A 20,613-nucleotide genomic window follows, 5' to 3' on the forward strand; every position below is an offset into this window, starting at 1 on the left:
CGCCCGAATCCGGAGTTCCCGCGTGAGCGCATCCGCGTCCGACATCACCCGCCAGGCCCTCGGCTTCGTCGAGCAGACGAGCTATCGGGATCTTCCCGCCGAGGCGCTGCGGATCGGCCGTCGCTGCATCGTCGATGCGGCGGGCCTCTATCTCGCGGGCAGCCGGGAGCACTCGGTCGAAATCCTCATCGCGGATGCGCTCGACCAGGGTGGCCGGCCCGACGCGCCGCTGCCGGCGACCGGCGCGACCCGCGTGCCGGCGGCGCTCGCCGCGCGCGTCTGGGGCACCGCGGGCCATGCCCATGACTGGGACGACACCCAGGTCTCGCACGATCCCGCCCATGTCTACGGGCTGCTAACACACCCCACGGTGCCGCCGCTCACCGCTGCGCTGATCACTGCCGAGCGGCTCGGCACGCGCGACGGGCGCGAGGTGATGCTTGCCTTCCAGCTCGGCTTCGAGGTCGAGTGCAAGATTTCCGAATGGATGCTGCCGCGTCATTACCGCCGCGGCCATCATTCGAGCGGAACGGTCGGCACCTTCGGCGCCTGCGTCGCCGCGGCGAAGCTCCACGGCCTCACCGGCGACAGGCTCGCCCACGCGTTCGGCATGGCGGCAAGCTTCGCGGCCGGCATCCGCGTGAATTTCGGCACCATGACGAAGCCGCTGCATGTCGGGCGGGCCTGCGAGAACGGCGTGACCGCCGCCGCCCTCGCTGCCCGCGGCTTCGAGGCCGATCCCGCCGCGCTCGACGGTCCGTGGGGCTTCTTCTCGGTGATGGGCGAGGGCTTCGACGCGGCGAAGGCCGCGCAGGGCTTCGGCAAGCCCTTCACCATCGAAAGCCCCGGCGTGTCGATCAAGCCCTATCCCTCCGGCATCCTCACCCATCAGTCGATGGACGCCATGCTGAAGCTGGTGCTCGACCACGATTTGAAGCCGGAGGAGGTCGCCCGCATCCGCTTCTATGCCGGGCGCAACATCATCGAGCCGATCCGCTACCCGATCGCGAAGAACCACCTGCAGGCGAAGTTCTCCATGCCGGCGCTGCTGGCGATGATCGTGCTGCGCCGGCGCGCCAGCCACCACGAGTTCGAGGACGCCTTTGTGGCGGGCGCTGCGATGCAGGACCTGCAGGCGCGCACCGAGGTGATCAACGACGAGGCGATCGACGCGCGCGGCTACGACCTCATCCGCTCGCGCATCGAGGTCGACACGACGGACGGCCGGACGCTCACCCAGTGGGCAGACGAGCGCTATCGCGGCGGCCCGCTCAACCCGATCAGCGATGCCGACCTCGATGCCAAGTTCCGTATGTGCGCGGAAGGCGTGGTCGACGGCGCTGCCCAGGAGGAGCTGCTCGGTCTCGCGCGCTCCCTCGACACGGGCGCCGATCTCGCCCGCTTCATGAGCCTGATGGCCGGCGCGCCGGCCATCGCCAAGGAGGTGCGCGCACGCTCCGCATGAGGGGGTGCGGGCGCCAAGGAAACTGACGCGACGATCTGAAAACCCGGCGAGCGTTCCCAGAAGAGGCGCCGCCATTCACGGGAGGAAGCAATGCAACTGAGAGCAGGTCTCCTATATCTCGCCGGCGCGGTTGCCGGCGCCGTCGGGCTGTCGGCGGCCGTCATGGCCGATCCGGCGCCGTATCCGCACAAGGTGGTGACGCTGGTCACCCATTCGAGCCCGGGCGGCGGCTCGGACGTCTTCCTGCGCGAGCTGTCGAAATATCTCGGCCGCTACATCGGCGCGACCTTCGTCGTCGAGAACGTGCAGGGTGGCAGCGGCGCCAAGGCGATGGCGCGCACCGCGGCGGCGCCGGCCGACGGCACCGTCTTCTATGCGACGACGCCGACCTACATCTACACCTCGCTGCTGTCGAAGCCCTCCAAGACCTATAAGGACCTGGAGCCGCTGGTGAACGTGTTCACCGACACCGAGGTGGTGTTCACCCGCACCGACGGCCCCTTCAAGACGCTTCAGGACGTGATCGACCACGCCAAGAAGGAGCGCGGCAAATGGGGAGCCGCCAACCCCGCTTCGCTGGAGCGCCAGGCCGCCGAGCAGCTCAAGCGCGCCGCCGGCGTCAACGCCGCCATCGTCACCCATGAGGGCGGCGGCGACATGATGCTGAACGTGCTGAACGGCACGCTCGATATCGGCATCGGCGAGATTCAGGAGCTGCGCTCCCAGCTCGAGGCCGGCAAGGTGCGCCTGCTCGCCACCTTCAACCCCGAGCGCATTCCCGAGAAGCCGGACGTGCCGACGGTTAAGGAATCGGGCTTCAACGTGCAGCTCGTGAAGTTCCGCGGCCTCGCCGGGCCGAAGGGCATTCCGGAGAACGTCACCAAGATCTGGGACGAGGCGGTGCAGAAGGTGCTGGCCGATCCCGAGTACAAGAAGGCCTATACCGAGGAAGTGCTGGTGCCGCAGTTCATCGCGCACAAGGACTATCCGACCTTCATCGACGACTTCGCGACCAAGACCGAGAGCTTCCTGAAGGAGACCGGCGCCATCAAGTGATGGCCCGGCATCGCACCTTCGCGCCCGAGCGAAATGACGGCACAGGCCGGCGGGCCTGTGCCGGAACCCGATAGGACCAAGGGTCATGAACAAGGACGGCTTGAGCGGCCTCGTGCTGCTGGCGCTGGCTGCCATCTATTACTGGGCCACCGGCCTGATCCCCGACAGCACGCTCGAAGACGAGGTCGGCGCCACCGGCCTGCCGCGCGCGCTCACCTTCGCGCTGGCCGGGCTCGGCGTGATCCTCCTGGTGCGCGGCGTGCTCGCCGGCCGCCAGGCTGCGCCGAAGGCGGCCCGCGCGGCCGATGACGAGGAACAGGACGCCACGCTGCCGCGCGCCATCGGCTTCCTGCTGTTCGGCCTCGCCTATGTGCTGATCCTGCCCTATGCCGGCTACCTCATCTCGGTCGGCCTGCTGATCGCCGCCGTGGCGCTCTACGAGGGCGCGCCGCGGCGCTGGACTGTGCCGGTGGCAGCGGTCGGCGGGGCGGTCCTCTACTGGGCGATCTTCGTCAAGCTGCTCGGCGTCAACCAGCCGGCCGGCCTTCTGGAGGGGCTGATCTGATGGCGACCTTCTGGGACATCATCCATCTTCTGACCGGTACGCCGCTTCTCTTCGTTGCCATCATCGGGCTGACCTGGGGCATCCTCGGTGGCGCGCTGCCGGGCATCTCGGCCTCCATCACCATGGCCCTGGTGCTGCCCTTCACCTATACGATGGACCCGGCGATGGCGATCGCGCTGCTCGCCTGCGTCTATATCGGCGCCGAATATGGCGGCTCGATCCCGGCGATCCTGATCCGCACCCCCGGCACCAATTCCTCGGCTGCCACCGTGATCGACGGCTACGAGCTGAACCGGCAGGGCCGCGCCGGCGAGGCGCTTGGCATCTCGCTGATGTCGGGGGTCATTGGCAGCCTGTTCGGCCTCGCCATGCTGGTGCTGCTCACCGAGCCGCTGTCCTGGCTGGCGCTGGCCTTCACCCCGCCCTCCTATTTCGGCCTCGGCATCCTCGGCCTGTCGGTCATCGCCTCGATGACCGGCGGCTCGCTGGTGAAGGGCCTGTCCTCGGCGGTGATCGGCCTGATGATCGCCACCGTCGGCACCGACCCGATCTCCGGCGTCAACCGCTACACCTTCGACATCCCGGACCTGCTGAACGGCGTCGAGCCGGTGCTGGTGATGGTCGGCCTGTTCGCGCTGACCGAGCTAATGAGCCAGTCCGGCTCGTCGAACGTCACGCAGCTTAAGGAGGCGGTGCGCATCCGCCTGCCGAGCTTGGCGATGATGAACAAGCTCAAGCGCTCGCAGTTCATCGGCTGCGTCCTCGGCCTGTTCGAGGGACTGACGCCGGGCGGCGGCGGCTCGATCGCGGCCTTCATGTCCTATAACGAGGCCAGGCGCTGGTCGAGCACGCCGGAGAAGTTCGGCAAGGGCTCGGAGGAGGGCGTCGCGGCGCCGGAGGCGGCCAATAACACGGTGGCGAGCACCGCGCTGATCCCGATGCTCTCCTTCGGCATTCCGAGCTCGAACTCCACCGCCGTGCTGCTCGGCGGCCTGCTGATGCACGGCCTGCTGCCCGGCCCGCGCCTGTTCGAGCAGAATCCGCAGGTGATCGACAGCCTCTATGTCGGCTCCTTCATCGCCATCATCGCGCAGATCGCCGTCGGCGTGGTCATCCTGCCCGCCGCCATCTGGCTGGTGAACCGGCCGCGCCCCTATCGCGCCGGCTTCATCTTCGCGCTGATCCTGTCGGGCATCTACACGCTGAACAACAGCCAGATCGATCTCGGCATCGCGCTGTTCCTCGGCCTGGTCGGCTATCTGATGCGGCGGGCGGGGTTCCCGTTCCTGCCGATGATCCTCGGCGTCGTGCTCGGGCACATGGTGGAGTCGAGCTACCGGCGTTCGCTCGTGCTCTCGGGCGACGACATGATGATCTTCCTGCAGGACCCGATCTGCGTCGGCCTGCTGCTGACCGCGGCCGGCTTCGTCATCTTCTCGCTCACTCGCGAACTCCGCGACGCGCGCAAGGCCAAACTCGAGGAAGCCCATCCATGAACCAGCACACCCCGGTCACCGCCGCGCCGATCGCCGAGCAGCTCGCGGCCTTCGTCACCACTGCGCAGCCGAGCGCGGCGGCGCAGGCGGTCTGCCGCGACCTTCTGTTCGACATTGTCGGGCTGGCGGTGGCGGCGCGCGGAAACGACTACGTCACGGCGGCGCTCGCCAGCGCAGTCGACGAGGGGCCCTGTACCGCGTTCGGCCATGAGCGCCGGCTCGGCATGTATGACGCGGCGCTGGTTAACGGCACGGCGGCGCATGGCGAGGATTATGACGACACCTTCGAGGGCGGGCCGGTCCATGCCGGCGCGGTGGTGGTGTCGGCGGCGCTCGCTGCCGCCGAGCGCCATGGCCTCGATGGCACCACGGTCATGCGCGGCATCGCCATCGGCGCCGAGCTGATGTGCCGCCTCGCGCTCGTCGCCCCGCAGGCGACCCATAAGGCCGGCTTCCACCCGACCGCGATCTTCGGTGCGCCCGCGGCGACCGCCACCATCGCGGCGGCGCTGGGGCTCGACCGCGAGGCCACCACGCGCGCCTTCGGCATCGCCGGCAGCCTCGCCTCCGGCATCATCGAATATCTGGCCGACGGCAGCTCCACCAAGCGGCTTCACGCCGGCGCCGCCGCACAGGCGGGCCTGCGCGCCGCGCATCTCGCACGCGCCGGCTTCGTCGGCCCGCGCACGGTGTTCGAGGGCTCGCACGGGCTCTACAAGGCGTTCGCGCCGTCGAAGACGCCGGACTACGCCCCCCTGCTCGACGGGCTCGGCGAGCGCTGGGTGATCGAGGGTCTCGCCTTCAAGCCCTATGCGTGCGGGACCATGACCCAGCCCTTCGTCGACTGCGCGCTGCGCCTCGCCGCGCAGGGCGTGACGGCGGACGACATCGTCTCCATCCGTTGCAAGGTCGGTGAGGGCACGGTGCACCGGCTGTGGGCGCCGCTCGAGGAGAAACACCGGCCGCCGAACGGCTATGCCGGAAAGTTCTCGACGCCCTATTGCATGGCGGTCGCCTTCATCGACGGCGCCGCCGGCCTCGGCCAGTTCACCGACGAGCGCTCGCAGGACCCGGCCGTGCGGGCACTGGCCGCCAAGATCTCCTATGAGGTCGATCCGCAGGACGAGTATCCGCGCAACTTCACCGGTCACCTGAAGGCCGAGCTGAAGGACGGCAGCGTGCGCGAGCTGCGCCAGCCGCACATGCGCGGCGGCGCGAGAGAGCCGCTGGAGGCACGCGAGCTCGCCGCCAAGTTCGAGGCGAATCTCGCCTTCGGCGGCGTCGACGCGGCGTCGATCGCCGCGCTGCGCGCAGCGCTGGAGCGCATCGCCGGCGGCGGCGCGGTCGATCTCGCGGCGGCGCGCCTGTGATGGCCGACGCTTCTTCCTTCGCCGGCGCGCGCGAGCTCGAAGGCCGCGTGGCGCTGGTCACCGGCGCCTCGCGCAATATCGGCCGCGCCATCGCCGTCGCCCTTGCCGAGGGCGGGGCCTCGCTCGTGCTGACGGCGCGACGCGACCGCTCCTCGCTCGACGAGACCATCGCCGAGGTCGAGGCGAAAGGCGGCCGGGCGGTCGCGCTGCTCGGCGACCTTGCCGACCCTTCGGAGGTGAAGGCGATCGTCGGTGGCGGCCTTGCCGCATTCGGCCGGCTCGACATCATCGTCAACAATGCGTCGACGCGGAACGAGGCGCCGATCGAGGAGCTCAGCTTCGAGGCCTGGCGCGAGGTGATGACGCTCACCCTCGACGCGCCCTTCCTGCTGCTGAAGGCGGCGCTGGAGGCGCTGTCCGCCTCGGACCGCGCGACCATCGTGAACATTGGTGGCATGACCGCCTATACCGGGGCCACCCAGCGCGCCCATGTGGTGACTGCGAAGGCCGGGCTCGATGGCTTCACCAAGGCGCTGGCGCAGGACCTCGCGCCGCGCGGCATTACCGTGAACCTCGTCTCGCCGGGGATGATCGACACGGTGCGCGCGCATGGCAGCCCGCATCACTACGGCAAGACCAAGAACCTCGTCGGCCGGCGCGGCGCGCCGGAGGAGGTCGCCGCCATGGTGCGTTTTCTGTGCGGGCCGGATGCGCGCTATCTCACCGGCCAGACCGTGCACGTGAACGGTGGCGGCTATCTGCCCTGACGTTTTGACGCATAGAGCGCCGTCATCCTGAGGTGGGGCCATCGGCCCAGCCTCGAAGGATGCTCCCGTATCCGCCGTCATCGCCGCGTAGCCTCCCGATCGTCGTCGCCACAAACCAAAACCCGGTCCGCATCGCTGCGGGCCGGGCTCTTTCGTCGTGATGTGGCCGACGATCAGATGCAGTGGCGCGTCAGCTCGCGCACGTCCTTGAGGTTCCCGAGGTCGCGCACCAGGGCGATGATGGTCTCGGTCTTGTCCGACGGCCAGCGGGCGAACTCGGCGCAGCCGCGGAACTTGTCAGCGGCCTCGTCATAGGTCATCGGATTGGCCGGGCTGCCCTTGCCGAAGTCGGCGCGGCCGGAGATGGTCCGCCCGTCCTTCAGGTGGATGTCGATGATGGTGGTCATCTTGTCGTAGCCGGCCGCCTCGGCCTCCGGATGGACGTGGAAGTTCACCTTCTCGATCATCGCCTTGACGTCCGGCCGCTCGACCGTCTCGTCGGTGAACTGCGGCAGGCCGCCCTTGCCGTCGAGCAGCAGGATGGCCATGCAGAACTCCATGGAGAACTTGGCCTGAAGCTCGTTCTTCGGGCGGTGATGGATCAGCGCGTTCGGCATGTTCTGGTTGGTGCCGACATCGACCTTCACCACGTCCGACGCCTTGATGCCGTGCTCGCGGATGAGTCGCAGCAGCTCGGTCATGCCGGGATGGGTGAGCGAGCCCGACGGATGCGGCTTGATCGACACGCCCGGCGAGGCGAAGGTCCAGGGGCTGCCGAGCTTGCCGACGATGGCGTCGGCGTCGAAGCCGCCGCCCGCCGCCTGGAAGAAGCCGCGCGGCGCCTCCAGGATCTTGTCGGTGGTGGTCCAGCCCAGCTCGGCGAAGTCCGCCGCCACCACGCCGCTCTCCGAGGAGCGGCCGGCATGGAACGGCTTCATCATGGTCCCGAAATTCTCGCGCAGGCCGGCCGACTGCGAGCCGGCGCAGCCGAGCGCGCGTACCGTCTGCTCGACGCTGAGGCCCTTCAACTTGGCGGCGGCGGCGGCGGCGGCATAGGTGCCGCAGGTGGCGGTGGCGTGGAAGCCGTGCTGGTAGTGGCGGGGGTTGATCGCCTCGGCGATCTTGCACTCCACCTCGACGCCAAGATGGTAGGCCAGCATCATGTCGGCGCCCGAGCGTCCGCCGGCCTCGGCGGTGGCGAGCGCGGCCGGCAGCGCCGGCGCGGTCGGGTGGGTGAGCAGGCCGTAGACGCGGTCCTTGGCGACGGCGAGCTGGGTGTCGTCATAATCGTCCGCATGGATGCCGACGCCGTTGGCGAAGGCGGCGAAGCGCACCGGCACCTTCAGCCCCATGCCGATCACGCTCGCCGGGCCTTCCTGAATGCCGAGCGAGGTGAGGTAGGCGCGCACATACTCGCCGCTCTTGGCCACCGAGCCGGACAGCGCAAGGCCGATGCCGTCGAGGATCGACTTCTTGCCAAGCTCGACGACGTCGTCCGGCAGATCGGCCTTGCCGGTGTCGACGATGAATTCGGCGACCTGACGGGTGAGGCCCTCGACGACCGGCTGGGCGACGGCGGGATTGGTCTGGTGAAGCGTCATGGCGTTCCTTCCTTGGGATTCGTGCGGCGCGGGCTGTCGGCTCAGGAGGCGAGCCGGATGCCGTCGAGCTTGGCGGGCAGCGCGCCGATGATGGCGTCGGTGAGTTCGCGGGTGTTGGCGGTGCCGCCGAGGTCGCGGGTCAGCGAATCGCGGCGTGCCAGCACGTCCTCGATCGCCTTCTCCACCGCGAGTGCGGCTGCCTCCTCGCCGAGATGACGGAGCATCATCGCGCCGGACCAGATCTGGCCGATCGGATTGGCGATGCCCTTGCCGGCGATGTCCGGCGCCGAGCCGTGCACCGGCTCGAACATGGAGGGGTATTCCTTCTCCGGGTTGATGTTGCCGCCGGGCGCGATGCCGATCGAGCCGACCACCGCCGGGCCGAGATCGGAGAGGATGTCGCCGAACAGGTTGGAGGCGACCACCACGTCGAACCAGTCCGGGTTGCGCACGAAATGCGCGGTCAGGATGTCGATGTGGAACTGGTCGGTGGTGAAGCCGGGATATTCGGCCGAGATGGCGGCGAAGCGCTCGTCCCAATAGGGCATGGTGTGGCTGATACCGTTCGACTTGGTGGCCGAGGTCACGTGCTTCTTGCGGCCCTTGGCGAGCTCGAAGGCGTAGCGCATCACCCGGTCGCAGCCGCGGCGGGTGAAGATCGACTGCTGCATGACGAGCTCGTCCGCGCCGCCCTCATAGAGGCGGCCGCCGATCGAGGAATATTCGCCCTCGTTGTTCTCGCGCACGACATAGAAGTCGATGTCGCCGGCCTTGCGGCCCTTGAGCGGGCTGTCGACGCCTTCGAGCAGCTTCACCGGGCGCAGATTGACGTATTGGTGGAAGCTGCGGCGGATCGGGATCAGCAGGCCCCAGAGCGAGACGTGGTCCGGCACGCCCGGGAAGCCGACGGCGCCGAGATAAATGGAGTCGAAATGGCGGATCTGGTCGAGGCCGTCGGCCGGCATCATCGCCCCGGTCTTGGCGAAGCGCTCGCAGCTCCAGTCGAAATGCGCCCAGTCGAGCGAGAAGCCGCCAGCACGCGCCACCGCTTCCAGCACCCGCTGGCCCTCCGGCACCACCTCGTTGCCGATGCCGTCACCGGGGATGACCGCGATGGAATATTTCGTCATGTTCCGCTCCGTAGGTGGATAAGCTGCGTGCCGTCGTATCGCGCAAGACGGGCCGTTCGGCGGGCGGCCCATGGAGAACGGCCCCGAACCTGTCGGATGCCGTATGAACTGTCAACAATTTTCATAGGAAGCATCGCGCGCGACGCATGGCGCTTGGGTCGAGAGCGCTGAACCGTCATGCCAAATGTTGAGTAATATATTGTTTTATATTGAGTTTGTGAGCCACAGCGAGGTTCGGTTCCGGTCTTCGTCATTGCCTGGTATCGTCGTCACCCGGCTCTAAATTACCCGGTAATTCGTCAATAGTGTTGACAGTAGCGTGCGGCGCCGTCACAGAATGGCGGCATGCCGAAGCCTGTCGCGCCACCTCCCGTAACCCTGCCGCCGCCGCGCACGCCGCGCACCGCTTCCTATGTGCCGGTGATCCAGCACGAGATCGAGCGGATGATCGGCACCGGCGAGCTGGTGGGAGGCACGCGCATCAATGAGAGCGCGCTCGCCATGCGGCTCGGCATGAGCCGCGGCCCGGTGCGCGAGGCCTGCCGGGCGCTGGAGCAGCTCGGCCTGCTGCGCAGCGAGCTCAACCGCGGCTTCTTCGTGCGCGAGATCAGCACCAAGCAGGCGCTCGATCTCTACGACGTGCGCGCCGGCCTGTTCGCCACCGCCGGGCGGCTCGCCGCCAACATCGTGAACATCACGCAGTTGCGCGCGCTCGACGACCTCGTCGGCGAGATGGACAAGGCGATCGCTGGCGCCGACATCGCCACCTTCTATCTCCTCAACAACGCGCTGCACGCGAAGCTGATCGAGTGCTCCGACAACGCCAAGCTCATCGAGCTCTATCCGACGCTCGAGGCGGAGCTCCATCTGTTCCGCCGCCGCGGCCTCGTGCTGCCCGGCTCGATGCGCGTCTCCAATGACGAGCACCACGCCATCGTCGAGGCCCTGCGCCAGAGCGACGGCGCCACTGCCGGGCGGCTCATGGAGCGGCACATCCTCGCCGGCAAGGCGCGCTTCCTGCGCACGCTCGGAGAGCCCGGCGCGGTCGAAGGGCGACCCGGCCCGCTCGATCCAACGACATCCCGTTTCCAGGACAGGCAACGCTCATGACGACGCCCGCAACGACATCCGCCGCGCTTCCCATCCTCGCGCTGGTTCCCGGCGATCCGACCGGGATCGGTCCGGAACAGACCGCGCGCATCCTTCATGACGGGCGCATGCGCGACGTCGCCCGGCTCGTGGTGGTGGGCGACGCGCGGGTGCTGGAGATGGGCGCGCGCCACGCTGGCGTCTCGCTCGCCTATAAGCGCTACGCCTCGCCGGCGGCGGTGGACTGGAGCGCGCCCGAGGTGCCGCTGGTCGATCTCGGCAATATCGACCCCGCCGGCTTCGAGCTCGGCGCCGCCAGCCCCGAAGCCGGCAAGCTGACCGGCGACACGCTCGCCCGTGCCGTCGATTTCGCCAAGGCCGGCGAGGTCAACGGGGTGACCTTCGCCCCGCTGAACAAGCAGGCCATGTTCAAGGGCGGCTGGCGCTTCCCGGACGAGCACAAGATGTTCGCGCATCTGCTCGGCCATACCGGCGTGTTCAGCGAGATGAACGTGCTGGGCAATCAGTGGATGACCCGCGTCACCTCGCATGTCTCGCTGCGCACGGCGGTGGAGCAGGTGACCTTCGATGCGGTCTGCCGGGCGCTGCGGCTCGCCGACGCGACCATGCGCAAGGCCGGCATCGAGAAGCCGCGCATCGCGGTGGCGGCGCTGAACCCGCATGCCGGCGAGGGCGGGCTGTTCGGCACCGAGGAGATCGACATCATCCGCCCGGCGGTCGAGGCGATGGCCAAGGAAGGCATCGACTGCAAGGGTCCGTTCCCGTCCGATACCATCTATCTGAAGGCGTTCGCGGGCGACTATGACAGCGTGCTCGCCATGTATCACGACCAGGGCCAGATCGCGACCAAGCTCACCGGCTTCAACAAGGGCGTGACCATCACCGCCGGGCTGGAGGTCGTCTTCACCACGCCGGCGCACGGCACCGCCTTCGACATCGTCGGCAAGGGGGTGGCCGATGTGGGCGCCTTCGAATCGGCGATCCGCCTTGCCGCCCGCATCGCCGCGCGTCAGGTTGCGGCACGGCAGGCGGCAGCGGCCTGATCTGCGGAAAGACGAGGGCGGCCGCTCAGTCGACGCGGCCGCTGCCTTCGGAGGCGGCGATCAGGCGCCGCTTGGCGAGCGCAACATGGCGCCAATGCGTCATCTGCGCCCGGTCGCCGTCGCCCGAGGCGAGGGCATCGAGCATCGCCCGATGCTCGCGGTTGGAGACCGCGAGGCCGCCGCCCTGCACCAGCGCGCGGGCGCGGAACAGGTGCAGCTTGTTGACGAAGCGGTGATATTCCGCCGCCAGCGTGCGGTTGCCGGCCGACATCACGATCAGATTGTGGAAGGCGAGGTTGAGCGGATAGTAGTCGTCGAAGCTGCCGCGCTCGGCGATGACGTCCATCTCGTCGACGAGCCTGGTGAGCTGGGCGAGAAGCTCGTCGGTCATGCGCTCGGCGAGCAGGCGGCCGGCCTGGCCGAACAGCGCCGCGCGCACGTCGTAGATCTCGATGGCGTCTTCCACCGTCAACCGGCGCACAAAGACGCCCCGGTTGCGGATGACCTCGACGAGGCCCTTGGCCTCCAGGCTGCGGGTCGCCTCGCGGATCGGCCCGCGGCTGGTGCCGAAGCGGTTCGAGAGGTGGATCTCGTTGATCCGCGCGCCCGGCTCCAACTCGCCGGTCAGGATGAGGCGCTCAAGCTCCTTTTCGAGCACGCTCGTCAGCGAGGCGCTCTTCACCACCGAAAGGTCGCTCAGGAAGCTCGAGTCCGAATCCATAGCCTAACCGTCAATTGTAAACAGTGTAAAGTGTATCAGTAGGCTGTACCCCGTGTCGCCCCCGCCGTCGATGGCTGCGGCGCGGCGTTTTGTCGTGCAATGATGCTTTACAGCATCGATGACCGGGTGAGGCGCCGTGTGTGCCTCGCCGGTCAGCTCTCGTTCCTTTGTTCGCCGTTCCTGCGCGGGGCTTCACGCCACAGCGTGGGTGGCGTTTTCCATGGCCTTCAGGATGCCGTCCACCATCTCCTGCTGGCTGGCGGTGCCGCGGATGTCCGGCGTGCGGGTAGCCGGATGCGCGAGCGCCGTCTCGATGCCGATCTTCATCAGCGCGGCGGTGCGGCCGGCGGCGGCGTTGTGATGCCGGCGTCCGAGCCATTCGATCAGCATGCGGGTCGATTCGATCATCGCGTAAGGGTTGGCGATGCCCTTGCCGGCGATGTCCGGGGCCGAGCCGTGGGTCGCCTGCGCCATGGCGATGTCGCCGCGCCCGATGCACAGGCCCGGCGCCATGCCGAGCCCGCCGACCATGCCGGCGGCCTCGTCGGTGAGGATGTCGCCGAACATGTTGGTGGTGACCACCACGTCGAAGCGCTGCGGCTCGCGCAGCAGCTTCATGGCGAAGGTATCGACGATCACCTCGTCGATCGTCACGTCCGGGAATGCCTTCGCCGCCTCGTAGCAGGACTCGACGAACATGCCGCAGCCGAGCTTGAACACGGTGTTCTTGTGTACCAGCGTCAGGCGCTTCTTACGCGCACGGGCGATCTCCAGCGCCGCGGTGGCGACCTTCATGCTGCCGGCGCGGGTGATGACGCGCACCGATATGGTGACGTCCTCGGTCGGGCGGAACTCACCGGAGCCGGCGACCACGTTGCGGTCCGGCTGGAAGCCCTCATTGTTCTCGCGCACGATGACGAGGTCGATGTCGTCATAGAGGCAGCCAATGCCCGGATAGGATCGGGTCGGGCGGACATTGGCGAAGAGATCGAAGCTCTTGCGCAGGATCGGGTGCGGATTGATCGCCGCTGGCACCTTCGGATAGGCCTGATGGCCGATCGGCCCCAGGATGAAGCCGTCGAAGGTGGCGAGCGTCTCCAGCATGCCCTCCGGCATGGTGGTGCCCAGCTCGTCCAGCGCCTGGCGGCCGATCGGCATCGGGCGCCAGTCGATGGCGAGGCCGCTCGCCCGGGCCGCCGCCTCGGCGATGCGCACCGAGGCGGGGACGATCTCGTGGCCGATGTCGTCGCCGTTGAGAACGCCGATGGTCAGCGAAGTGGGGGTGGCCATGGTCGTCCTCCTCACTCGGCCGCGCGGCGGGCCGCCGCCGGCACCGAGGCGCGGGCGATCTCGCCGGCGTCGGGCAGGATCGGCAGCGCCCAGCACAGCTCCATCAGCTCCGCCGTGACCGCCGGCCCGACAACCAGTTCGGACTGATGGGCGAATTTGCGCGCGAGCTGCTCATTGCCGAGCGGCCGATCGAGGCTGCCGATGGCGTGCTCGACCCATTTCTCGATCGTGCGGCCGTCCGAGAGTTCCACGGTGATGTGCACCGACGCCTCGTGAACCGAGGCGTCCGAAGTGGCGTCCACCCTGTCGCGAAGCGCGATGATCTCCGGCGCGGTGGCCGCCTCGTCGGTGAAGGCGGTCGGCGAGCCGTCACCGCGCAGCAGCGCGCAGGCGGCGGCGTGGAACACGCTGAACTTGGTCTCCAGCCCGGTCTTCGGCGTGCGCTTGCCGGTCAGTTCCAGCACCAGCGGATGGGTGCGCAGCTTGACCGCCGTGATCCTGTTCACGTCGTCCCCCAACTCCTCGCGAAGCTGCTGGCAGCCGTCGATGGCCGGGTGGATGACGATGCCGCAGGCGAAGGGCTTGTAGGAGTTCAGCCCGGCCTCCCAGCGGGTGCCGAGCCCGTCGAGGATCTCGGCATAGTCCTGCTTTGTGGAGAGCACATTGGCAAAGCCGCGCGGGGCCTCGATGCCCTGCAGCGAGGAATCGAAGCCGGCCTCGGCGAGGAAGGCGGCCAGCGCCCCGTTCTTCGCCGCGCTGCCGGGATGGAAGCTCTTGCACATGGTGCCGAACATCTCGCGCAGGCCCGAGGCCTGCGTCGCGGCGATACCGAGCGCCCAGGTCATCCTCAGCTCGTCGAGCCCGATCAGCCGGCCCACGGCCGCGGCCGCGCCGAATACGCCGGCGGTGCCGGTGATGTGCCAGCCGCGATCGTAATGGTCGGGATAGACCGCGTTGCCGATGCGGCACTCGACCTCGACGCCGAGGATCAGCGCCTCGAGGAAGTCGCGACCCGAGACGGGCCGATATTCGGCCACCGCCAGCAGCGCCGAGGCGACCGGCCCGGCCGGATGGATGATGGTCTTCAGATGCGTGTCGTCATAATCGAGGACATGCGAGGAAATGCCGTTGATGAGCGCCGTATTCGGCACGTCGAGCTTTTCGCCGCGTCCGATCACGGTGGCCTGCGGCCGGCCGGCGAAGGGCGTGATGCCGGCCAGCGCACGGTCCACCGTCTCGTGGCGCGCGCCGCCGACGGCGCAGCCCATCCAGTTGAAGAAGGTTCGCACGCCCTCGTCGCGGACGGATTGCGGTATGTCGTCGATGCGGCACGCGCTGATCCACGCTGCGAGCTTCCGGGTGACGTCCTTTTCCGACATTCGGCTCATTGCTCCTAAACAAGTCCGCGGGCGATCCCGCCATCCACATTGATCGTCTGGCCGGTGACGTAGCTGGCGAGTGGACTGGCGAGCCAGGCGACCATGACGGCGATTTCCTCAGGGACCGCGAAGCGGCCGAGCGGTATCTCGTGCGAGAACTCCTCGAAGATCGTCTCGGCATCGACGCCGCGCTCCGCCGCCAGCCGCGCGGCACGGTTGATCCACAGCGGGGTGCGGGTGCGCCCCGGCGCCACCGAGTTGATGCGGATGCCCTTCTCGCCAAGCTCCAGCGCCAGCGTCTTCACGAGGCCGAGCAGGCCGGCCTTGTGGACATTGGTCATCACCTGGTGGGCATAGGGCATCTTCGCCGCCGCGGCCCCAAGCACCACCACGGCGGGGTCGCGCCCGGTGGCGAGCAGCGGTGTCGCCGCTCGGATGGCGCGCACGGTGGAGAGCACGTTGAAATGGTAGCTGCCGAGCCAATCCTCGTCGGTCAGCGTGTCGAAATCGGCCCGGACGCTGCCGCCGACCGCCGAGACCAGCACGTCGAGCCCGCCCCAGCGCGCATCGGCCTCCGCCGCGATGCGCTCGGCGGAGGTGGCGTCGGCCATCATGTCGGCGACGACGGTGAGCGGCGCGCGTCCCGTGGCCGCGGACAGACGCTCGCTGGCGGCCGCGAGGTTGTCCGCGCTGCGCGAGGCGATCAGCACCTGCGCGCCTTCCTTCAGGAAGAGCAGCGCGCTCGCCTCGCCGATGCCGGCGCTGCCGCCTATCACCGCCACCCTGCGACCTTCAAACCGTAGATCCATAATGCTTTCTCAACACGAAGCGGTAGAAGCGGAAGACCACCAGGATGGTCGAGGCGATCACCGCGATGCGGGCGAAATGGAAGGCGGTGACGAGCTCGGCATCGGCGTGCATGGCGCGGGCGGTGAGCACCATCTCGGTCACCGCCGCCGGCGCCAGCGACAGGAAGCTGGTGGTGTAGGGCAGGCCGGTCGCCGCTGAGAGCACCTCGGCGCCGAGCGCCGCGCCGGCGATCAGCAGCAGCGAGACGAGGAAGCCGGTCGCGGCCACGCGGGGCAGGCGCACGAACAGCTCGCGCCGGAAACGCAGGCCGAGCCAGACCCCGATCAGGATCTGCGCGACGATCAGCAGCACCGCCGGCACGTCGGCCACGAGGAGGCCCGAGGCGCCGAGCGCCGCGCTCGGCAGCAGCGAGCCGAGCAGCCACGGATTGGGGATGGCGGTCGGCACCAGCAGCCACGCGCCGGCATAGGCGATGGTGAAGCCGGCGATGAGAGCCAGCGGGCCGCCGTCACCGGCGAGCGGCGCGAAATCGGTGGTGCCCGGCTCGCCGAAAGTGGTGACGAGGAAGGGCACGATGCTCACCACCGAGGTCATACGCAGCGCATGGACGATCGACACCGCGTTGGTGTCGCCGCCGCGCTCGGCCGCCACTACCGCCATGTCCGCCATGCCGCCGGCGGCCGTGGCGAAGAAGGCCGTGGTGGCATCGACGCGGGCGAGGGGACGCAGGATCAGCGCGGCGATGAAGGTCAGCGTGATGACGTAGAGCGTCGAGGCCAGCATCGCCGGGAGCAGCTCCATCGCCACCAGCAGGACGTGGGGCGTGAAGCGCATGCCGATGGCGAGGCCGACCACCACCTGCCCGATCTCGCGCATGTGCGGCCCGGAGCGGAGCTGCAGGCCGAAGGCGGTGGCGAGCCCGCAGGCGAAGAGCGGGCCGAGCATCCACGGCAGCGGGACATGGGCGGCCTTGGCGGCATAGCCGGCGGCGGTGGCGAGCGCATAGGTGGCGAGGAGGCGCCCCCACCAGGCGAGATCGCGCACCGTTGCGGCCGACGCCTTGCCGGAGGGGCTCGGCAGGCTGGTCATGACATGACCTTGGAGCGGGATTCGCCTGCGGCGAGACGCGATGCACGGCTTTCGACGCGGCCTGCGTGCGGATTGGATTCGGCCGGCTGTACCATCGTGTCTGAGCCGAACACGGCGTTCCGGCCTCCCGCTTTCGCGCCCCGACGTCTGCGGAGCTTACGAGCGGATAGAGGCAGCAATCATGTCAACTGTCAACGAAAATGCAGGAGAACTGTTTCCGCGACGCCTTCCATGTGCGCCGCAATACGTTGGTGACAGCGTCCTATCCACCGGAACACGGTTATTCCGTTGGGTTAGAGGTATTATAAGGCCATTAACGGCCGCTTGCGACAAAAGTCGACGCAAATGTGTTGACAGTTGACGTTTGGGGGCACAGGCTGACCCCGCCATATCCACAGGGCCGGGCAACGCACGTCGTTTCCCTCACGGCCCAGAACACAAAGCCACGTGGAGCCCGAAGGGGCGGCTGGAGGAAACACGATGACACACATTACCCGACGTGACGCGTTCAAACTGACGGCCGGCGGCCTCGCGGCGGCAAGCGGCCTCGTCGCCATGCCCGCAATAGTGCGGGCCGCCAACTACCCGACCCGGCCGATCAACGTGGTCGTGCCCTTCGCCACGGGCGGCTACAACGACCGCCTGTCGCGCGCCTTCGCGCCCTATCTCGACAAGGCCTTCGGCCAGCCGACGGTGATCGTCAACAAGCCCGGTGCGGGCACGCAGCTCGGCAACACCTATGCGCTGCAGGCGCCGAACGACGGCTACACCATCCTGTGCACCTCGGCCTCGCCCTACATCCCGCTGACCGTGCTGCTGCAGAACGCGCCCTACAAGATCGAAGATTTCTACATGATCAACCTGCCGTCGCGCGACTACACGCTGGCGGCGACCTCGGCGGACAGTCCGCTGAAGAGCTTCAAGGAAGTGCTCGACAAGCTGAAGGCCGATCCGTCGAGCCTCTCGATCGGCGTGCAGCCGGCCTCGGCCGACTACGCCAACATGGTGCTGGTCATGCAGGCCGCCGAGATCGACCCCAAGAAGCTGCGCATCGTCACCTATGACGGTGGCGGTCCGGCGCGCAACGCCACCGCCGGCGCGCAGGTCGATGTCGGCTTCGTCGGCGCCGAAGGCTTCCTGCCGCTGAAGACGAAGATCAAGCCGCTCGCCATGTTCTCCGACCAGCCTGTGGAATGGTATCCCGAGGCCCCGCTGGCCAGCGCCAGCGGCGTCAAGAGCGACTATGTCGAGGGCTCGCAGCGCGGCTGGGCGATCACCGCCAAGCTGAAGAAGGAGCAGCCGGAGATCGCCAAGACGATCGAGGCCGCCGTCGAGAAGGCGAGCAAGGACGCCAAGGCGATCGAGGCGCTGAAGCTGCAGGACCTCGCCACCACCTGGTACGGGCCGGAAGCCTCGAACAAGGCCTATCTCGCAAACGCGGCCAAGATGGCCAAATATGTCGACCTGCTGAAATAGCCGTCGCCCCGCCATGCGTGCGGGGCGCCCAGGCCCCCGCACGCATGCCCCCGCAGCTCATCGGGAGACCGGCATGCGCATCAACGGACACAGCTACACCATCGACTACGGACATCTCGCGCTGGTCGGCCTGATCGGCGGCGCGACCCTCTGGTACCTCTTCGACGCCCGCGCCGTCTCCACCAGCATCAACAACATATTGCTGGTGCAGCCGACCGCGATCTTCGCCCTTCTCATGTGCCTCCTCATCCTGCCGCAGTGCTTCCACCGCGTGGCGGACGAGATGGCGGCGCCGGCCAAGGCGAAGCAGGACGAATACGATCCGCTCATGCCGAAGCTGCCGACCGAGCGCTCCGACGTGATCCGCATGGGCGGGCTCGGCGCGGCGCTCGGCGTCTTCGTCTTCGCGCTCGACATCGTCGGCTTCGACATCGCGATCTTCTTCTTCACCGCGGCGTCCATGGCGATCTGCGGCGAGCGAAGGCCGGCCCGGCTGGTCCTCTACTCCCTCGCGGTGACCATCTGCACGGTCTACGGCTTCCGCGCCCTGATCCCGTTCCCCATGGCAACGACCATTCTCTGAGGCTACGCCGATGCTAGACTTCTCCGCCTTCCAGGATGCGCTCGGCCTCATGTTCACCTCGGCCGGGTCCTGGGGCTGGATCGTGCCCGGCCTGATCGTCGGACTGGTGTTCAGCGCGATTCCCGGCGTCTCGATCACCATGGCGATGGCGATCGTGCTGCCGATGTCGCTCTACATGGACTTCTTCTCGGCCATCGTCTTCCTGACCTCGGTCTATACGGGCGCCGGCTACGGAGGGTCGGTACCGGCGATCCTGATGAACATACCGGGCTCGCCATCCTCCTTCGCGACCACCTTCGACGGCTACGCCATGTCGAAGAAGGGCCAGCACAACGAGGCGCTCGGCTACGCCCTGTTCGCCTCCACCATCTGCGGCATCCTCGGCTATGTGCTGCTGCTCCTGGTCATCGAGCCGATGGCCAACATCGTGCTGCGCATCGGGCCGGTGGAGATGTTCGCCGTCGCCGTGTGGGGCATGCTGCTGCTCGGCTCGCTGGGGTCGAAATACCTCACGCGCGGCCTGCTCGCCGCCGCCTTCGGCATCCTGCTCGGCACGGTCGGCATGAATACCGCCGGCTTCGTGCGCGGCACTATGGGCATCCCGACGCTGCTGGACGGCATCCCGCCGATCCCGGCGATGATCGGCCTGCTCGCCGCCGGTCAGTTGCTCACCCTCGCCGGCAAGGACTACATCCTCGACGCCGAGGAGGCCCGCGAGGTTTCGGTGCGCAAGATCCTCAAGGGCTGCTGGGGCACGATGAAGTATCCGGGCGTGCTGATCCGCGGCTCGATCATCGGCATCATCATCGGTGCCGTGCCGGGCGTGGGCTCGTCGATCGGAAACCTGATCGCCTATGCCGAGACCAAGCGCACCTCGAAGGACAGCGCGAGCTTTGGCAAGGGTAACCCGAAGGGCGTCATCGCTGCCGAATCGGCGGTGGCGAGCGCCGAGGGCGGCTCGATGGCGACCATGCTGGCGCTCGGCATCCCCGGCGGCGGTGCCACCGCGATCCTGATCGCAGCCTTCATGATGCACAACATCGTGCCGGGCCCGAGCTTCATCGAGAACCAGAAGCCGATGGTCTACGCGATCATCCTCAACAACATCGTGCAGGCGCTGGTGCTGCTGGTGGTCGGCATCGGCTTCATCTACGTCGCCTCCAGCGTCGTGAAGGTGCGCACCCGCTACATCCTGCCGGCGATCCTGGTCATCGCGACGCTCGGTACCTATGCGGTGACCGGCGAAACGGCGGGCCCGATCACGCTGTTCGTCTTCGCGCTGCTGGGCTTCGCGCTGGTGCGCTACGAGTATCCGATCGCTGCAGTGGTGGTCGGCATCTTGCTCGGGCGCATGCTCGAGACCGAGTTCCTGCGCTCCTACCAGCTTTCCGGCGGCAACCCGCTCTATATCTTCCAGCGCCCGGCGGCGATGGCGATCTTCGGCGTGATGCTGATCTCCCTGTTCATGACCGCCTGGGGCAAGCGCAAGCAGGCCAAGCAGGAAGCCGAGGAGGAGGCCGCCATGGAGGCGCTCCACCAGCAGGAACTGGCCGGGCGCAAATCCTGACCCCTGATCGCGCGCCGGGCTGATGCCCGGAGCGCCGGAACTCTCCGCCGGTCCCGAACGGGGCTCCAGCCGGCGACTAGGGGCGGACCTCGGTC

Annotated in this window: 18 protein-coding genes; 11 read left to right on the forward strand and 7 right to left on the reverse strand. The window is 68.1% G+C overall.

Translation table 11 applies throughout. The features are described 5' to 3' along the window. The first annotated feature begins 22 nt into the window (after positions 1-22). From U742_RS0108960 to U742_RS0108985, 6 genes are all read left to right on the forward strand, one after another. Complete coding sequence (locus U742_RS0108960) at positions 23-1,465, forward strand: MmgE/PrpD family protein (RefSeq protein WP_038360926.1); 1,443 nt, start codon at positions 23-25, stop codon at positions 1,463-1,465. A gap of 90 nt (positions 1,466-1,555) precedes the next feature. Then, positions 1,556-2,521: a tripartite tricarboxylate transporter substrate binding protein gene (locus tag U742_RS0108965; RefSeq protein ID WP_051660973.1), complete on the forward strand. Its 966-nt coding sequence runs from the start codon at positions 1,556-1,558 to the stop codon at positions 2,519-2,521. Between the two features lie 85 nt (positions 2,522-2,606). Further along, the gene (locus U742_RS0108970; RefSeq protein WP_029352186.1) at positions 2,607-3,086 is read left to right on the forward strand and encodes a tripartite tricarboxylate transporter TctB family protein; all 480 of its coding nucleotides are present in this window, start codon (positions 2,607-2,609) and stop codon (positions 3,084-3,086) included. Next, positions 3,086-4,582 (forward strand): tripartite tricarboxylate transporter permease, encoded by a 1,497-nt coding sequence (locus U742_RS0108975; RefSeq protein WP_029352187.1) that lies wholly within the window; start codon positions 3,086-3,088, stop codon positions 4,580-4,582. Before U742_RS0108970 ends, U742_RS0108975 begins: the two co-directional genes overlap by 1 nt. Then, positions 4,579-5,952 (forward strand): MmgE/PrpD family protein, encoded by a 1,374-nt coding sequence (locus tag U742_RS0108980; RefSeq protein WP_029352188.1) that lies wholly within the window; start codon positions 4,579-4,581, stop codon positions 5,950-5,952. Before U742_RS0108975 ends, U742_RS0108980 begins: the two co-directional genes overlap by 4 nt. Beyond that, positions 5,952-6,719: an SDR family NAD(P)-dependent oxidoreductase gene (locus U742_RS0108985; protein ID WP_051660974.1), complete on the forward strand. Its 768-nt coding sequence runs from the start codon at positions 5,952-5,954 to the stop codon at positions 6,717-6,719. The genes U742_RS0108980 and U742_RS0108985 overlap by 1 nt, the downstream gene beginning before the upstream one ends. Before the next feature lie 173 nt (positions 6,720-6,892). Here U742_RS0108985 and U742_RS0108990 read toward each other — a convergent pair whose 3' ends face one another. Next, the gene (locus U742_RS0108990; RefSeq protein WP_029352190.1) at positions 6,893-8,320 is read right to left on the reverse strand and encodes an MmgE/PrpD family protein; all 1,428 of its coding nucleotides are present in this window, start codon (positions 8,318-8,320) and stop codon (positions 6,893-6,895) included. Positions 8,321-8,361: 41 nt separating this feature from the next. Continuing rightward, positions 8,362-9,450, reverse strand: a complete 1,089-nt coding sequence (locus tag U742_RS0108995; protein ID WP_029352191.1) for a tartrate dehydrogenase — start codon at positions 9,448-9,450, stop codon at positions 8,362-8,364. Between the two features lie 345 nt (positions 9,451-9,795). On the opposite strand from U742_RS0108995, the gene U742_RS0109000 reads away from it, so the two are divergent. Both U742_RS0109000 and U742_RS0109005 read left to right on the forward strand, forming a co-directional pair. Continuing rightward, positions 9,796-10,560 (forward strand): FCD domain-containing protein, encoded by a 765-nt coding sequence (locus U742_RS0109000; RefSeq protein ID WP_029352193.1) that lies wholly within the window; start codon positions 9,796-9,798, stop codon positions 10,558-10,560. Then, on the forward strand, positions 10,557-11,603 hold the full coding sequence (locus tag U742_RS0109005; protein WP_029352194.1) for a PdxA family dehydrogenase: 1,047 nt from the start codon (positions 10,557-10,559) through the stop codon (positions 11,601-11,603). Before U742_RS0109000 ends, U742_RS0109005 begins: the two co-directional genes overlap by 4 nt. A gap of 25 nt (positions 11,604-11,628) precedes the next feature. On the opposite strand, the gene U742_RS0109010 is transcribed toward U742_RS0109005, so the two are convergent. The 5 genes from U742_RS0109010 to U742_RS0109030 all read right to left on the reverse strand — a co-directional run bounded on the left by U742_RS0109010 (position 11,629) and on the right by U742_RS0109030 (position 16,892). Next, entirely contained in the window at positions 11,629-12,324 is a 696-nt protein-coding gene (locus U742_RS0109010) for an FCD domain-containing protein (RefSeq protein WP_029352195.1), read from the reverse strand. Positions 12,325-12,516: 192 nt separating this feature from the next. After that, positions 12,517-13,614, reverse strand: coding sequence for an isocitrate/isopropylmalate dehydrogenase family protein (locus U742_RS0109015; RefSeq protein ID WP_029352196.1), 1,098 nt, complete (start codon positions 13,612-13,614; stop codon positions 12,517-12,519). A gap of 11 nt (positions 13,615-13,625) precedes the next feature. Further along, positions 13,626-14,993, reverse strand: coding sequence for an MmgE/PrpD family protein (locus U742_RS0109020; protein WP_029352197.1), 1,368 nt, complete (start codon positions 14,991-14,993; stop codon positions 13,626-13,628). Positions 14,994-15,007: 14 nt separating this feature from the next. Further along, entirely contained in the window at positions 15,008-15,775 is a 768-nt protein-coding gene (locus U742_RS0109025) for an SDR family oxidoreductase (protein WP_248310311.1), read from the reverse strand. 10 nt (positions 15,776-15,785) lie between these two features. Beyond that, on the reverse strand, positions 15,786-16,892 hold the full coding sequence (locus U742_RS0109030; RefSeq protein ID WP_081852911.1) for an AbrB family transcriptional regulator: 1,107 nt from the start codon (positions 16,890-16,892) through the stop codon (positions 15,786-15,788). A gap of 480 nt (positions 16,893-17,372) precedes the next feature. On the opposite strand from U742_RS0109030, the gene U742_RS0109035 reads away from it, so the two are divergent. From U742_RS0109035 to U742_RS0109045, 3 genes are all read left to right on the forward strand, one after another. After that, positions 17,373-18,368, forward strand: coding sequence for a Bug family tripartite tricarboxylate transporter substrate binding protein (locus U742_RS0109035; protein WP_029352200.1), 996 nt, complete (start codon positions 17,373-17,375; stop codon positions 18,366-18,368). 73 nt (positions 18,369-18,441) lie between these two features. Next, complete coding sequence (locus U742_RS0109040; protein WP_029352201.1) at positions 18,442-18,951, forward strand: tripartite tricarboxylate transporter TctB family protein; 510 nt, start codon at positions 18,442-18,444, stop codon at positions 18,949-18,951. Positions 18,952-18,961: 10 nt separating this feature from the next. Beyond that, positions 18,962-20,518: a tripartite tricarboxylate transporter permease gene (locus tag U742_RS0109045; RefSeq protein WP_029352202.1), complete on the forward strand. Its 1,557-nt coding sequence runs from the start codon at positions 18,962-18,964 to the stop codon at positions 20,516-20,518. Positions 20,519-20,613: the final 95 nt, after the last annotated feature.

Source organism: Allobosea sp. 117 (assembly GCF_000702305.1).
GTDB lineage: Bacteria > Pseudomonadota > Alphaproteobacteria > Rhizobiales > Xanthobacteraceae > Ancylobacter.

Coding starts and splice junctions, on each gene's coding strand:
- U742_RS0108980 (WP_029352188.1), top strand. CDS start 4,579: ATGAACCAGCACACCCCGGTCACCGCCGCGCCGATCGCCGAGCAGCTC.
- U742_RS0109015 (WP_029352196.1), bottom strand. CDS start 13,614: ATGGCCACCCCCACTTCGCTGACCATCGGCGTTCTCAACGGCGACGAC.
- U742_RS0108965 (WP_051660973.1), top strand. CDS start 1,556: ATGCAACTGAGAGCAGGTCTCCTATATCTCGCCGGCGCGGTTGCCGGC.
- U742_RS0109000 (WP_029352193.1), top strand. CDS start 9,796: ATGCCGAAGCCTGTCGCGCCACCTCCCGTAACCCTGCCGCCGCCGCGC.
- U742_RS0108985 (WP_051660974.1), top strand. CDS start 5,952: ATGGCCGACGCTTCTTCCTTCGCCGGCGCGCGCGAGCTCGAAGGCCGC.
- U742_RS0109030 (WP_081852911.1), bottom strand. CDS start 16,892: ATGACCAGCCTGCCGAGCCCCTCCGGCAAGGCGTCGGCCGCAACGGTG.
- U742_RS0109005 (WP_029352194.1), top strand. CDS start 10,557: ATGACGACGCCCGCAACGACATCCGCCGCGCTTCCCATCCTCGCGCTG.
- U742_RS0109045 (WP_029352202.1), top strand. CDS start 18,962: ATGCTAGACTTCTCCGCCTTCCAGGATGCGCTCGGCCTCATGTTCACC.
- U742_RS0108975 (WP_029352187.1), top strand. CDS start 3,086: ATGGCGACCTTCTGGGACATCATCCATCTTCTGACCGGTACGCCGCTT.
- U742_RS0109010 (WP_029352195.1), bottom strand. CDS start 12,324: ATGGATTCGGACTCGAGCTTCCTGAGCGACCTTTCGGTGGTGAAGAGC.
- U742_RS0108995 (WP_029352191.1), bottom strand. CDS start 9,450: ATGACGAAATATTCCATCGCGGTCATCCCCGGTGACGGCATCGGCAAC.
- U742_RS0109020 (WP_029352197.1), bottom strand. CDS start 14,993: ATGTCGGAAAAGGACGTCACCCGGAAGCTCGCAGCGTGGATCAGCGCG.
- U742_RS0109035 (WP_029352200.1), top strand. CDS start 17,373: ATGACACACATTACCCGACGTGACGCGTTCAAACTGACGGCCGGCGGC.
- U742_RS0109040 (WP_029352201.1), top strand. CDS start 18,442: ATGCGCATCAACGGACACAGCTACACCATCGACTACGGACATCTCGCG.
- U742_RS0108970 (WP_029352186.1), top strand. CDS start 2,607: ATGAACAAGGACGGCTTGAGCGGCCTCGTGCTGCTGGCGCTGGCTGCC.
- U742_RS0108990 (WP_029352190.1), bottom strand. CDS start 8,320: ATGACGCTTCACCAGACCAATCCCGCCGTCGCCCAGCCGGTCGTCGAG.